Annotated in this window: 14 protein-coding genes; 4 read left to right on the top strand and 10 right to left on the bottom strand. The window is 50.7% G+C overall.

Annotation, left to right across the window (positions count from 1 at the left end):
• Window positions 1-149: 149 nt before the first annotated feature.
• Window positions 150-3596 (top strand): transcription-repair coupling factor, encoded by a 3447-nt coding sequence (mfd, locus tag ACQUQM_RS04420; protein ID WP_432473276.1) that lies wholly within the window; start codon window positions 150-152, stop codon window positions 3594-3596.
• Window positions 3593-4315 carry a CsiV family protein gene (locus ACQUQM_RS04415; protein WP_432473275.1) on the top strand — a complete coding sequence of 241 codons (723 nt, stop codon included), beginning with the start codon at window positions 3593-3595 and terminating at the stop codon, window positions 4313-4315. Before mfd ends, ACQUQM_RS04415 begins: the two co-directional genes overlap by 4 nt.
• Before the next feature lie 92 nt (window positions 4316-4407).
• Here the strand turns inward: ACQUQM_RS04415 and ACQUQM_RS04410 are convergent, their stop codons facing one another.
• The 6 genes from ACQUQM_RS04410 to sohB all read right to left on the bottom strand — a co-directional run bounded on the left by ACQUQM_RS04410 (window position 4408) and on the right by sohB (window position 9522).
• Complete coding sequence (locus ACQUQM_RS04410; RefSeq protein WP_432473274.1) at window positions 4408-4812, bottom strand: DUF2750 domain-containing protein; 405 nt, start codon at window positions 4810-4812, stop codon at window positions 4408-4410.
• A gap of 122 nt (window positions 4813-4934) precedes the next feature.
• A complete protein-coding gene (locus ACQUQM_RS04405) occupies window positions 4935-6044 on the bottom strand; it encodes a mechanosensitive ion channel family protein (RefSeq protein ID WP_432473273.1) in 1110 nt (369 codons plus the stop codon).
• Window positions 6045-6078: 34 nt separating this feature from the next.
• Window positions 6079-7095 carry a beta-N-acetylhexosaminidase gene (gene nagZ / locus ACQUQM_RS04400; RefSeq protein ID WP_432473272.1) on the bottom strand — a complete coding sequence of 339 codons (1017 nt, stop codon included), beginning with the start codon at window positions 7093-7095 and terminating at the stop codon, window positions 6079-6081.
• Between the two features lie 6 nt (window positions 7096-7101).
• A complete protein-coding gene (locus tag ACQUQM_RS04395; protein ID WP_432473271.1) occupies window positions 7102-7605 on the bottom strand; it encodes a L,D-transpeptidase family protein in 504 nt (167 codons plus the stop codon).
• A 44-nt stretch (window positions 7606-7649) separates the two neighbouring features.
• Complete coding sequence (locus ACQUQM_RS04390) at window positions 7650-8309, bottom strand: TetR/AcrR family transcriptional regulator (RefSeq protein ID WP_432473270.1); 660 nt, start codon at window positions 8307-8309, stop codon at window positions 7650-7652.
• 142 nt (window positions 8310-8451) lie between these two features.
• Entirely contained in the window at window positions 8452-9522 is a 1071-nt protein-coding gene (gene sohB, locus ACQUQM_RS04385) for a protease SohB (protein WP_432473269.1), read from the bottom strand.
• Window positions 9523-9650: 128 nt separating this feature from the next.
• On the opposite strand from sohB, the gene ACQUQM_RS04380 reads away from it, so the two are divergent.
• Window positions 9651-9986 carry an SCP2 sterol-binding domain-containing protein gene (locus ACQUQM_RS04380; protein WP_432473268.1) on the top strand — a complete coding sequence of 112 codons (336 nt, stop codon included), beginning with the start codon at window positions 9651-9653 and terminating at the stop codon, window positions 9984-9986.
• Here the strand turns inward: ACQUQM_RS04380 and nudC are convergent.
• Window positions 9983-10753 (bottom strand): NAD(+) diphosphatase, encoded by a 771-nt coding sequence (gene nudC, locus ACQUQM_RS04375; protein WP_432473267.1) that lies wholly within the window; start codon window positions 10751-10753, stop codon window positions 9983-9985. The genes ACQUQM_RS04380 and nudC overlap by 4 nt on opposite strands.
• Window positions 10754-10965: 212 nt before the next feature.
• On the opposite strand from nudC, the gene nhaB reads away from it, so the two are divergent.
• Entirely contained in the window at window positions 10966-12465 is a 1500-nt protein-coding gene (gene nhaB / locus ACQUQM_RS04370) for a sodium/proton antiporter NhaB (protein WP_432473266.1), read from the top strand.
• A gap of 185 nt (window positions 12466-12650) precedes the next feature.
• Here the strand turns inward: nhaB and dnaQ are convergent, their stop codons facing one another.
• Genes dnaQ through ACQUQM_RS04355 form a run of 3 tightly spaced genes read right to left on the bottom strand, consistent with a single transcriptional unit; the run spans window position 12651 to window position 14591 of the window.
• Window positions 12651-13373, bottom strand: a complete 723-nt coding sequence (dnaQ, locus tag ACQUQM_RS04365) for a DNA polymerase III subunit epsilon (RefSeq protein WP_432473265.1) — start codon at window positions 13371-13373, stop codon at window positions 12651-12653.
• 2 nt (window positions 13374-13375) lie between these two features.
• A complete protein-coding gene (gene rnhA / locus ACQUQM_RS04360) occupies window positions 13376-13822 on the bottom strand; it encodes a ribonuclease HI (RefSeq protein WP_432473264.1) in 447 nt (148 codons plus the stop codon).
• A complete protein-coding gene (locus tag ACQUQM_RS04355) occupies window positions 13806-14591 on the bottom strand; it encodes a class I SAM-dependent methyltransferase (protein ID WP_432473263.1) in 786 nt (261 codons plus the stop codon). Before ACQUQM_RS04355 ends, rnhA begins: the two co-directional genes overlap by 17 nt.
• Window positions 14592-14643 lie beyond the last annotated feature (52 nt).

The raw sequence follows: 14643 nt of genomic DNA, 5'->3' as shown, positions 1-14643 counted from the left end.
ACCTGCGGGCAAATCTGAATCACTACACTTTAGGGTTATATTTCAAATTAAAGACAGGTTATTTAGTTGTGTACTTTTGTTTCGCGCCCCGTAACATAGGCCCAAAACGCAATATCTTAAGTTTAATCCTGATGCGGAGCTTGTCGTAAGTGTTTGAAATTGAATATCAGCTGCCACAAAAAGCAGGCGACATCCGCCGTATTGGCAACCTTCAGGGCAGCGCCCGCGGCCTGATCACCAGCGAGATCGCCAACCAACATCCGGGCCCAATCTTATGTATCACCAACGATACTGACAGCGCCGCACGACTGGAATCCGAGATTCGTTTCTATAGCACAGAGCAAACTCCGGCCTGTCACCTGTTCTCAGACTGGGAAACACTGCCCTACGACAACTTCTCCCCCCACCAGGATATTATTTCACAGCGCCTGAGCACACTGTTTCAACTACCGCAACTACAGCGCGGCATCTTAATAGTACCGGCCAGCACCCTGATGCACCGAGTCGCTCCACCACAGTTTCTAGATGGCAACACGCTGATTCTGGATCAGGGACAACAACTCAACCTGGAAACCATGCGCCACAAGCTGATTGATGCCGGCTACCATCTTACCGAGTCTGTTTATCAGCACGGAGAGTTCGCGATCCGCGGGTCAATCATTGATCTTTTTCCGATGGGCAGTAAAACACCTTACCGAATCGAGCTGTTTGACGACGAGATTGAAACACTGCGTTCGTTTGACCCCGAAAACCAGCGCTCAATTGCCCAGGTAGATAAGATCCGGCTACTGCCAGCTAAGGAATTTCCGTTCGACGAAGGCGCCATCCGCAACTTTAAATCTCGCTGGCGTGAAACCTTCGATGTCGACTATCAGCGCTGCCCGGTCTATCAGGATGTCAGCGCCGGCATCACCCCGCCCGGTATCGAATATTACCAGCCGCTGTTTTTTGATCAGAGCGCGACACTGTTTGATTACCTGCCTGACAACATACTCATTGTTACCGACACAGACCTTGAACAGCACTGCAAACAGTATTGGAACGACATTCAGGAACGTCACGAGGATCGGCGCTACGACATCGAACGACCGATTCTTACGCCGGAGAAACTGTTCATCCCAACCGATGAGTTATTCAGCATTCTCAAGCCCGCTCGCAGGATCCAGCTTCAACAAGGCAAGACCCAGGCCCGCGCCGGACGCTACAATCTGCCATTTACAACTCCGCCTGAATTGACTATCAACGCTCAGGCCGCGCAACCACTAACAGCCATCAATAATTTTCTTGGCACTACGTCTGATCCCGTTCTATTCTGCGCCGAATCAGCCGGTCGCCGCGAAGCACTACTGGAACTATTGGAACGCATAGATATAAAACCCCGGCAGGTCGACACCCTTGAGCAATTCTTTGCCGATGGCTACCCCATCGCAATTACCACCTATCCGCTGCAGCAGGGCATCAGCGTACCGGGTAAGTTTCACCTGATTACTGAAACTCAACTGTTCGGCCACCAGGTATTTCAGCGCCGACGCCGCAGCCGTGAACAGGAACAATCTGACCAGGTCATTAAAAACCTTACCGAACTGAGCATTAACGCACCGGTCGTGCATATTGATCACGGGGTTGGCCGCTACCAGGGACTGGTGACCCTCGACATCGACTCTCAGACCTCTGAATTTCTGATGCTGGAGTATGCCAACGAAGCCAAGCTGTACGTACCGGTAGCATCATTACACCTTATCAGCCGCTATAGTGGCGCAGGCGATGAACTTGCCCCACTGCACCGGCTTGGCACCGAACAATGGAGCAAAGCCCGTAAGAAAGCCGCCGAAAAAGTCCGCGACACTGCGGTAGAGCTGCTCGATATCTATGCCCGCCGCGCAGCCCGCCGCGGCCACCAGTTCGACGCACCGGACGAGCATTACGCCAGTTTCAGTGCCGCCTTCCCATTCGAAGAAACCATCGATCAGGCTAATGCGATCTCCGCCGTAGTAAAAGACATGAGCTCTGAGCAACCGATGGATCGCCTGGTTTGCGGCGACGTTGGCTTCGGCAAGACTGAAGTTGCCATGCGCGCTGCGTTTATGGCCGTACAGAGCAGTAAACAGGTCGCGATACTGGTACCCACCACCCTACTGGCACAGCAGCATTACGAAAATTTCAAAGACCGCTTCGCCGACTGGCCGGTCAATGTCGAACTCATATCCCGCTTCCGCACCGGCAAACAAACCACCGGCGTGTTCAAATCCCTGAAAGAAGGTAAAACGGATATCGTTATCGGCACCCACAAACTGATTCAGGGCGACTTGAAATTCAGCGACCTGGGACTACTGATCATCGATGAGGAGCACCGCTTTGGTGTACAACAAAAAGAGCGCCTGAAATCGCTTCGCTCTGAAGTCGATATCCTGACAATGACAGCCACACCGATCCCACGCACGCTGAATATGGCGATGTCCGGCATTCGCGACCTTTCGATCATCGCAACCCCACCGGCGCGACGGCTGTCGGTTAAAACCTTTGTCCGCCAATCGGAACTGGCACTCAAGAAAGAGGCGATACTCCGTGAGCTTTTACGCGGCGGACAGGTCTATTACCTGCACAATGAAGTTAAGACTATCGAACAAACCGCCGAAGAGATCAGCACCCTGATCCCCGAAGCCCGGGTCTGCATCGGCCATGGCCAGATGCGTGAACGGGAACTGGAACAAGTGATGTCTGACTTCTACCACAAGCGCTACAACGTACTGGTCTGCACCACGATAATCGAAACCGGTATCGACGTACCCAGCGCAAACACTATTATCATCGACCGGGCCGACAAATTCGGTCTGGCACAACTGCACCAACTACGCGGACGGGTTGGTCGCTCCCACCACCAGGCCTATGCATACATGATGACGCCACCGAAAAAGGTGATGACAGCAGACGCAGCTAAGCGCCTGGAAGCGATTGCCTCAGCGGACGAACTCGGAGCCGGCTTTACACTTGCCACCCATGACATGGAAATCAGAGGCGCGGGCGAGCTGCTAGGCGAGGATCAGAGCGGACAGATTCAAAATATCGGTTTCTCACTCTATATGGAGATGCTGGAACAGGCGGTTGAATCTATCAAGGAGGGCAAGACTCCCAACCTGGAATCACCGCTCCAACATGGCGCGGAGATCAATCTGCGACTGCCGGCACTGATTCCGGACGACTACCTGCCAGATGTACACAACCGACTGATCATGTATAAACGGATCGCCAACGCAAAAAACGAGATTGAGCTGAAAGAGCTACAAATTGAGATGATCGACCGCTTTGGCATTCTGCCGGAACAGTCTAAAAACCTGTTCCGCACCACGCTGATTAAGCTACAGGCTGAAGCGATGGGCATCACTAAAATCGATGCCGGAAACGAAGTCGGGCGTATCGATTTTGCCGAAGACACACCAATTGATCCATTCAAGCTGGTGCAGTTAATTCAGACGCAACCAAAAAAGTTTCAGTTTGGCGGCGCCAGTCAGCTGAAGTTCACCTTAAACATGGATAAAATAGAGCACCGCTTTAAGGCGGTAGAACAACTTCTTTCTGAGCTGGCTGAAAAATCATGATGATAAAAACGGTTACAAGGACTGCACTGGCCATTCTGACTCTGGCCTGCTTTGCTGCCACACCCGGGATGGCTGACACATCCAACTACAAAGTGGAAATACTGATCTTCAACTACCTGCCATCCGACACGCTGGATGACGAGCTCTGGCCCGCCATTAACGAAGTACCTTCACGCGCCAATACGCGCGACCTGGCATACAACAAAGGCGGACAGCAGATAAATTACTTTACCCGCCTGCCAAAATCCGAACTGGAACTGAGCCAGAAACAAGTCAGCCTGCGTCGCAGCGGCGATTATCGCATCCTGTTTCACGAAGCCTGGGTACAACCTATCGGCGAGAAAAAAGGCAAAGATACTATCCACATCACCGGCGGCGACATACTCGATAACGGACTGTATGAGCTTGAAGGCTATATCGCAATCGACAAAGCCCGCTACCTGCATTTCCGCAGCGATCTGTTTCACAGCCGTCAGCTGACAGCTGCCGAAGCACAGCACTTAAACCCTGCGCCTCCAGCATCTCCCGAAGCCGAAATCCCGGACACAGCAAGCACTCAGCCAAGCAGTAACGGCAACCGCTACCTGACCCGCAGCAATGTCCCTGACTTCCTCACTGTAGAGATGAAAACCGGGCGTCGTATGCGCAGTAAAGAACTACATTATCTCGACCACCCACTGATGGGCGCACTGGTACTGATCACACCAACAGAAAAATAAGCCGCTCAACAGTCCTACCAAGCCTTTTTTCAAGCCATAAAAAAACGGAGCATTCAGCTCCGTTTTTTATAGCATGGACAGTAAGCCCTGCCTTAACCGCGGGATGCCTTCAGCGCCTTCGTAAGAGCCCGATCCAGCTCCTCCGGTGATACCACCAGACCATCCTGCTCTGCTTCGCCGGTCATCGGGAATACCACCACGGCAAAACCATCTTCTTCCAGGCCCGGTGTCCAGCGGAAATTCCATTCCTTTAATGGAATTGCCAGCGGCTCGCATTCAGACCACTCATCAGTTGCCCATTGCTCTGCAAACGCCCGACCCGGCCATACCGGAACACAATCTTCATCATCGGTATTGAGCATAACACTGCCGAGATCATCGGTCAGAACCCAGAGCTCGCCATTGGCGATCACTTCAGCAACGAGAAAATCAAAACGCTGCTCGGCATCAAAACCGGTTATAGCATTAACGGAGGACTGATCTATAGAATCGGACATTTTAGCTTCACTTCAAATTAAAAAAACAAGCGCAAGGATAATCTAAAACCAGCACAGGTCATAGCAATCATCGTCCGAAACAAAAAAAACCGCTAACAGGCGGCTTTTCCTTTGTCAAAAAACTACTCAGCAGCTCCCTGCTGCAGCTTTAGCTCATCAGGCAGATGAATAGTCTGAGTCGGAAACGCAAATTCAGCACCATGCTCAGCAACGATATCAATAATCCTTGCCATCACATCCTGTTTAATTGCGTGAAACTTCACCCAGTCAGTGGTTTTAGTAAAGGTATAGACAAAGAAATCCAACGAAGAGGGGCTAAAGCTATTGAGATTAACAATCAGGGTCTGATTGGTATCAATCTCAGGATGCTGACTCAGCATTGCCCGCACCGCATCAACCACCGCCGACACTTTATCGGCGTCCTCATACCGCAAACCAATGGTTTCATAGATACGTCGATTGGTCATGCGCGATGGATTTTCCACCGATATACTGGCAAATGTCGCATTAGGTACGTACAACGGGCGCTTACTAAACGTACGAATACGGGTCTGACGCCAACCGATATCCTCCACCGTACCTTCGATATCCTGATCAGGCGAACGGATCCAGTCACCGACCTTAAACGGCCGATCAAGATAGATCATCAGGCCGCCAAAAAAGTTCGCCAGCAAGTCCTTCGCCGCAAAGCCAACCGCAAGCCCGCCGATACCACCAAATGCCAGGACACCGGATATGCTATAACCAAAACTCTGCAACACAACTAAAGCAGAGGTTATGATGATAGACAGACGCAATAATTTACCGATCGCACCGACGGTTGTTTCGTCCATCGGTTTTTTTATCTTCTCGGGATGCACCAGCACACCCTCAGCGAGACGGATAAAGCGATTCAGGAACCAGGCGATCATCACAATCACCAGCACCCGCCGCAGTGGCTGCACCACATCAAGCAAGATAGTACCGGTTTGCTGATCAACAACTTCCAGCGCCCAACTTGCACCCAGCACCCAGATCAGCAGAGCCACCGGCTTGCGTGCCGCAGCCAGCAGAATATCATCCCAGACATTTTTAGTTTTTGCCAGCTGCAACTCAAGCCGGCGAAAAATACGGTTAGACAGAAAGTTCAACAGCATCGTCATAAAGACGATGACAAACACCTGAATAATCCAGCCAGAAGACTGATCCGCTAAGCCTAATACCGCAAACCACTGATTAAACTGCTCCTGCATCCCGCTCTCCAATGAATCCAATTATTACATACGACTATACCGCGATAAGTTCAGCCGCCAGATTTTCAGCACTCTGCCAGCGAGAACTTGCCTGCAACGCAACGATATCAGCCCTATCACGCGCCAGCATTGAAGCGATTCGTTCAGAACCGCCATGGTCGATGCTATGCAGATAATCCCGCACCTCCAGCGCAGCTTTCCGGTTATTACACACCAACAGCATATCGCAACCAGCTTTCAACGCGACCGCAGAACGCTCCGGATACCCGCCCGCAACACTGGCACCCTCCATGGTCAGATCATCACTGAAGATAACACCATTGAATGACAATTTCTGACGCAGGATACCCTGCATCCAGAACTCGGAGAAACCTGCAGGCTGGCTATCCACCTCGCGATAGATAACATGGGCCGGCATAACCGCATCCAACCCCTGCTCCATCAGCCGGGCAAACACTGCCATGTCGAGCGCTTCTATATCTGCCAGCGAACGCTCATCAACCGGAATCTCAAGATGCGAATCGGCAGCCACCCAGCCATGCCCGGGAAAATGCTTACCAGTAGAAGCCATACCCGCTTCTCGCATCCCCCGAATAAAGGCGCCACTTAATTCCACAGCTATCGAAGCCCGATCAGAAAAAGCGCGATCTCCAATCACCTCACTGACGCCAAAATCCAGATCCAGCACCGGCGCAAAACTGATATCGACACCATAGGCAAGCAGCTCACTGGCCATCAGCCAGCCCAACTCCGTTGCTGCGACCAACGCCTGCGCAGAATCCTGTAAATACAACTTACCCAGACTCGCCATAGGCGGCAAACGCACAAAACCATCACGAAAGCGCTGCACCCTCCCTCCTTCCTGATCAACAGCAATCAGAATTTCAGGTGCACAGGCTCGGATATCTGCAACCAGCGCGGCAAGCTGCCCAGGAGACTCATAGTTTCGACTAAAAAGGATCAATCCACCTACGACCGGGTCCTGCAACAGAGCTTTATCTTCCTCTGTCAGCGTCAGACCGGCGACATCAAGCATCAAAGCACCAGACATTAATTTTTACTCTTCAATTTGAATAGAGGTTCCCAGCGCGACCCGATCAAACAGATCGACCAGATCGCTGTTTCGCATACGGATACAGCCATGGGAAAGAGGTACACCCATGGCTTCCGTGTCCGGCGTACCATGAATGTAAATATAACGCTGCATAGTATCAACATTGCCGAGACGATTTCGTCCGGGTTCATTACCACACAACCAGAGAATACGAGTCAAAATCCAGTCCCGACCGGGAAACCGCTGCGCCAGTTCAGGGCTATATATTTCGCCAGTGAAGCGCCGCCCGACAAAGACTGCATTAAGCGGCCTGTCATGACCTATCTTAGCCCGGACATAATGAGCACCACGCGGCGTCTGCTCACTATTCTTTTGTTCACCAGCCCCCCTCAATGCTGTTGAAACAATATAGCGACACAGACAAACATCCCCCTCCATCAGCTTAAGGGACTGCTGCGAGAGGGAAAGTTTAAGGGACTGCTGCGAGAGGGAAAGTTTAAGAAACATATAACCAATAACACATAGAATTTACAGCGTCAGACCACACAATTTCAGATCCGGCTGAACGGTGTATGCTCAGCCCTGGCTTCGAATCCGGCAACCAACACGGGAATCATACGATGCAGAATACGTTCAATTTCGGCGCTGCGTTCAAACTCGCGCATTTCGATGGCCACCAACGTCTGAAAATTAGACAAGGTAAACACGATAGAGCCAAGCAAAAAATGCAACCGCCAGTAGAACTCATCATCCTGCATCGCCGCTGAATCCTTCTTCAGCAGAGCGATAAATTCAGAGAACTGCGAACCGTAGCGCTCGACCAGGGCATCGCGCAGTTCTTCCTGATTTTTCATATAGATCAGTTCCAGCAATCGCATAAATACCGGCAGCGCAAACTGTTTGGTTTTACCCGTTTTCAGTAATGCTCGCATAAGAATCTCTAACAATTCTTCAACGGTCACCGTACCTTCTATATCAGCGGCAAGCCTTTCTGCCACCGCATCACTGAGACCAGCAGCAAACGGGCTGAGATACTTTTCAGCAACCGCATTGATCAGACCTTTTTTGGATCCAAAATGGTAATTAACAGCAGCCAGATTGACGCTGGCTGCACTGGTAATCTCACGCATGGTCGTTTCGGTAAAGCCCTGCTCAGCAAACAGAGACTCCGCCGCTACCATAATTTTTTTAGCTGTCGCTGACTGTCGCATCGACACTCCTGACTAACACTTTCGGGTACAAACCCACAGGTCTGAAGCAGAATTCAAACAGACCTGTAGAATATGTTTCAAACATATACATCAAAATTATAAGTCAGTTCTACCAAAAACAGTAATTCTCTAACCAAATTGGTTACTTAGCCAGTAAACGTACATTCGTTATCCGGCTAAACCACTTAATCAGGAGCGAATCGGCTGTTTTAATAGACATATCAGAAATTCGTTCCTGCAGGGTCTTCTTAAATTCATACCGTACAACAAATACATCAGCCTCGCCGCATGCATTCATCAGATACTCATCACTGGTGGATATTTCATCGATCAGATTGACATCCAGCGCCCTGCGGCCAAACCAGACCTCACCGGTAGCGACCTTCTCGAGATCGACCTGGGGCCGGAACTCACCGACAAATTCTTTGAACAGGTTATGAGTATCTTCCAGGTCTTCAACAAACTTCTCCCGGCCTTTCTCGGTATTTTCACCTAAGACTGTCAGAGTGCGTTTATACTCACCCGCCGTCAGTATTTCATAATCGATGTCATGCTTTTTTAGCAGGCGATGAAAATTTGGCAGCTGCGCCACAACACCGATAGAGCCGAGAACAGAGAAAGGTGCGGCAACAATTTTATCTGCCAGACAGGCCATCATGTAACCACCGCTTGCCGCCACCCTATCAACACAAACCGTCAGCGGCACGCCGTGACGCTTGATCCGCTCCAGCTGGGATGAAGCCAGGCCGTAGCTATGTACCATGCCACCGGGACTTTCCAGACGAACCACGACTTCGTCCTGCTCAGTTGCCAGTGTTAACACCGCAGTAATCTCTTCACGTAACGGCTCAAGCTCAGAGGCTTTAATATCGCCATCAAAATCCAGTACAAAAACCCGCTTACGCTCCGGTTCAGCTGTAGCAGTACCTTTCTTAAGGGCCTTCTTACGCGCTTTAGCTTCCGCTTTTTCCTGCTTATGCTCATCTTTCTGCTGCTGTTTATACAGATCTTTATCAAGCACAGCTTCTTTAAGCGCGTCCTCCATATCATCCAGGGTTTCATTCATGCTATGGATATCGATATAACCATCGCCGGAGTCCTTTTTATTCCTGCCCGAAACAGCACCAACGGCCGCAATCACCAATACAACAGCCCCAACGATGGTCAGCGCCTTGGCCAGAAACAACCCGTAATTTGCTAGAAAATCGATCACATCCCTCTCCTGAAACCTAAAACCTGAAAACCAAAAACAATCACAAACCGATTACTGATTTGAAGCCGGGTAATGTACCATAGACTGAACATCCAGATTACTGATTTCACCATTAAGAGCCGTAAAAAATGTCTGACACTATTACCGTCACGAAAGTGATCAATAAACTATCCAGCCGCTTCATGCCGGAACAGGCCAACGGAGTGACTGCGACCTATCAGTTCATGCTTGATGATGCCGAAGATTTTCACTTCTGTATCGATCAGCAATCGTTGGTAGTCGCACAGGGTGAACATTCTGATCCGGATATAACACTGATCCTCAATAGCGAGACTTTCATCAGGGTAGTGACCGGCGAACAGGACGGTATGAGCGCATTCCTTAAAGGCCAGCTTCGGGCCGAAGGCAATGTCATGCTGGCGACAAAACTGAGTAAGTATTTCAGCAAGGAAAAACAGCGCTAAGCATTTACCGCGGTACGCTCTGCTACAAAGTGATCAATCAGCTGCCGGGATATTGAAAAGCCCGGCGGCATGGCAGGCAGCTCAGCATAGTGAAACCATTGAGCATCCACGATCTCTTCCGGCTGGAGGACGATCTCACCACCGGCATATTCGGCGAAATAACCAAACATTAACGCATGGGGAAATGGCCAGGACTGACTTCTGAAATAGCGGATGTTTTTAACATCAACCCCAACCTCTTCTTTAACCTCCCTGACCAGTGCAGCTTCTGCACTTTCCCCCGCTTCGATAAACCCTGCCAATGTGCTGTAGCGCACTTCCGCAAAGCGGATCCCGTGGGCCAGCAGACAATAATCACCATCGGTTACCAGCGTGATAATACAAGGCGATAAACGTGGGTATTGCAACAAACCGCAATTGACACACTCTTTGGCCAGATCCTGATTGTGATGCTGCAAGCCATTACCACAGCGGGGACAAAAACAGTGATCCTTATGCCAGGTCGATACCTGCGCCGCCCGCGATAGCGACGCAAAACCCGCTTCGTCGCTCGCCGCCAGCAGGCGTCGCAAACCAGCCCCCGCCTCAACCATCGACTGACTATCTTCCGGCATAAGCACAAGCTTCAGGTGATGTCCGGGCTCCAGCCCAATCTCATAGACTCCAAGCGCAGACCGGTGATCATGGCGCGGCTCAGAAAACAACCAGCAATCGGACAGGTCAGACCATATCCGGTGTCCGGCAGCATAGATATATTCTATTTTCATAATTTTTTATAGCCCGCAGAGCATTGCTACTAATGCTACCAGTCAGCAATCCAGGATGATAAAAACCACTCTAAGGTGGAAAAGATACCCCGAATAAGCCCATAAGCCCAGCAGCGGGCTTTTGATTTTGCAACAGTCCTGATAGTCTACGCCGCAATAATAACAACCTTACGCTTATATAAGCCCCCGCAATGGCACAGGACTAAGTATCGATGACCACATCGCAGGCTCTTATCAAGAACTTTCTTGGCAATTCACCAGTATGGTACAAACAGGCAATTGTACTGTTTCTGATTCTTAACCCAATTCTGCTCGTTACCGCCGGCCCGGTCGTAACCGGCTGGATTCTGATCTTTGAATTCATCTTCACGCTGGCACTGGCACTTAAATGCTACCCGCTGCAGCCCGGCGGTTTACTTGCGATTGAAGCGATTATTATTGGCCTGGCCGGTCCGGAAACCGTATACCATGAAGTCCAGGCTAACCTGGAAGTAATCCTGCTGCTGATGTTTATGGTTGCCGGTATCTACTTCATGCAGAGCATGCTGCTGTGGACTTTTACAAAGCTGCTGCTCAATGTTCGCTCCAAAATGCTGCTGTCACTGATGTTTTCACTGTTTGCCGCGATTTTGTCTGCGTTCCTCGATGCGCTGACAGTAACCGCCGTTCTGATCAGTGTTGGTGTTGGTTTCTATGCGGTTTACCACAAGGTAGCCTCCGGTAAGCACTTCCACCATGACGATCACGATCATGGCGATGACGACCACGTGCACGAAGATAAACACGAAACTCTAGCTCAGTTCCGTGCCTTCCTGCGCAGCCTGCTGATGCATGGCGCTGTCGGTACTGCACTGGGTGGCGTATGCACCCTCGTCGGCGAGCCACAAAACCTGCTGATCGCTCAAAAAGCCGGCTGGGACTTCGTTCAGTTCTTCCTGCTGATGGCACCGGTAACGATGCCGGTACTGGTAGCAGGACTGCTGACCTGTATGGCACTGGAAAAGCTGAAATGGTTTGATTACGGCTCTGAAATACCAGCGTCAGTTCGCAAGGTACTGGAAGATTATTCTGCAGAGCAGGACAAGAAGCAGACTAAACGCGACAAAATGGTACTGATGGTTCAGGTACTGGTCGCACTCTTCCTGGTTATGGCACTGGCATTTCACCTCGCAGCGGTTGGCCTGATCGGCCTCACGGTGATCATCTTGCTGACAGCCTTTAACGGCATTGTTGAAGAGCATCAGATCGGCAAAGCATTTGAAGAGGCCCTGCCCTTCACTGCGCTGTTAGTCGTCTTCTTTGCTATCGTATCTGTTATCCACGAACAGCACCTGTTCCAGCCAATTATTGCTGCAGTACTGGAGATGGATGAGGCGGTTCAACCCGGCATCTTCTTCATCGCGAACGGCTTTCTTTCAGCTATCAGTGATAATGTGTTCGTAGCGACCGTTTATATTAATGAAGTGGTTGCTGCTCTTGAAGCCGGTACTATCAGCCGCGAGCAATTCGATTTGCTGGCAATCGCGATCAACACCGGTACTAACATTCCGAGTGTAGCCACACCTAACGGCCAGGCAGCATTCCTGTTCCTTCTGACCTCGGCTCTGGCTCCGCTTATCCGCCTGTCTTACGGTAAGATGGTATGGATGGCGCTGCCATATACTATCGTGATGAGCCTCGTCGGTTACTTCGCAGTAACTAACTTCCTCTGATCAACTGATCTGTATAACGAAAAAGCAGGCTTTATGCCTGCTTTTTTAGTGCCTGAACTTTAACAACAATTACTAACTTCAACAGCCACAAAAAAACCACATCGTTTGATGTGGTTTTGCTATATCAAACCCTGTGACATATTTAGTACAACTTATAGCTCTACCTTAGATACCCCACATAAAACTCACTCTTGTACAGAAGACTCCGCGCCGAGCTGGCTCCAGATGCTGCCACCTTTCTTATCCAGCTTATCGATGTAGGCCTGATGCGCCGCCAGATCGTCCGCATCGGCGCGACGCACTGTCAGATTGAACTGTGCAGGATCAAGGCGACGAATGGTATCGCCACCTACCCCGTCGCCCTCATCATCGGCCCCCAGAATCAGGCTTTTCTGACCGCCGGTCAGCAGCAGGTAAACGTCAGCGAGGATCTCGGAGTCAAGCAGTGCACCGTGCAGTTCGCGATGGGAGTTATCGATACCGTAACGGCGACACAGAGCGTCGAGGTTGTTCTTCTGCCCCGGATGCTTTTTACGGGCGATCGCCAGCGTATCGAGCACGCCACAAAAACTGGCCGTTTTCTCGCGAAACCCATTGAGACCAAACTCGTGATCCATAAAGCCAACGTCGAAAGCGGCATTGTGGATGACCAGCTCAGCGCCACGGATGAACTCGACAAATTCATTCTGAACATCAGCGAACAGTGGCTTATCGGCAAGAAACTCATTGGTTATACCATGCACACCGATCGCTTCTTCTTCGACCACCCGCTGGGGGTTGATATATTGATGATAGGTACGCCCGGTCAGGCGGCGGTTGACCATTTCAACACAGCCTATCTCAATAATCCGGTGGCCCTCTTTCGGATCGATACCGGTGGTTTCTGTATCAAGTACTACCTGACGCATGATTATGCCTGCTCTTTTGCTAGTTCGACGCCTTTATTGGCCAGATCATCGGCCAACTCATTGCCCGGATGGCCACTATGACCTTTAACCCACTTCCAATCTATATCATGACGCTTCGATTCGGCATCGAGCTGCTGCCAGAGATCCGCATTTTTAACCGGCTTCTTAGCTGAGGTCTTCCAACCGTTACGCTTCCAGCCAGCCATCCATTCGGTAATTCCTTTACGCACATATTGCGAGTCGGTGGTCAGGATAATCTGGCAGGATTCGGTCAGGGCGGCCAACGCTTCGATGGCCGCCATCAACTCCATGCGGTTGTTTGTAGTATCCATCGCGCCGCCGAACAGCTGCTTCTCATTATCACCATACTGCAATACAGCGCCCCAGCCTCCCGGACCAGGATTGCCTTTACAGGCACCATCGGTGTAGATCTTAACGGTTTTCTTCACTCATTTTTCCTCGGGCACCACGGGCAGTTGGTTCCGCCAGTGGCAGGTTAATCAGTTTTCTTTTTTTCCAGGCCGGTGTAATCGGCGTTATGCCACCTACATCTTTACGGGCAACCTGCAACATAAATGCTCCACTACCCGACGAGCAGCGTCGGGTAAAGCTCTCCAGTAAACGACTACGCTGGCGCCAGGACGCTTTTTCAAAAGGCGGCATATAAAAATCGCTCAACACCCGCGTTTCTGTCAGTTCCAGCAGCGCCAGCCAATCATGCATCCGTTGCGGGCTGATAAAATGCCCCTGCCAGGGTACTGTCTGTTTATCGAACTTCAGTTGTCGATACACACCCCACCAGCTCAACGGATTAAATCCAATATGCACAAGGTAACCACCCGGCCGCAGAATTCGCGCCGCTTCCCGCAAGACCTGGTGCGGGCTTTGCGCGAAGTCCAGAGTGTGGTGCAGCACCACCAGATCAACACTGTTGTGCGCCAGCGGCAACTCTTCATTTTTTGCAATGATACAGCTTTCACTCAACCCCAGCTCAATCACCGGATTGATCTGAATTCGATGTTTTATCGGGCTTTCACGGCACAGCTCGATCCGGTTATCGATACTGATCTGCACCAGATGATAGCCGAACATGGTCGGTAACACGCGGTCTAACAGAGAGCGTTCAGCATTTAACAGCTGCTGCCCAAGCTCGGTGCCAAACCATTCCCGCAGTCCCGGTAACCATTCTGACAATGGTGGTTGTTGCTTAAATGCCATAGCTTAATGTTTGTCCTTAACTCACTACGCCTGTTAGGGTAATCTTCTGCAA

Origin of the sequence: Amphritea sp. HPY (assembly GCF_050870985.1) — a bacterium.
GTDB lineage: Bacteria > Pseudomonadota > Gammaproteobacteria > Pseudomonadales > Balneatricaceae > Amphritea.
Note: the sequence above shows the minus strand (reverse complement) of the source record. Positions and strands in the feature narration are given on the sequence as shown.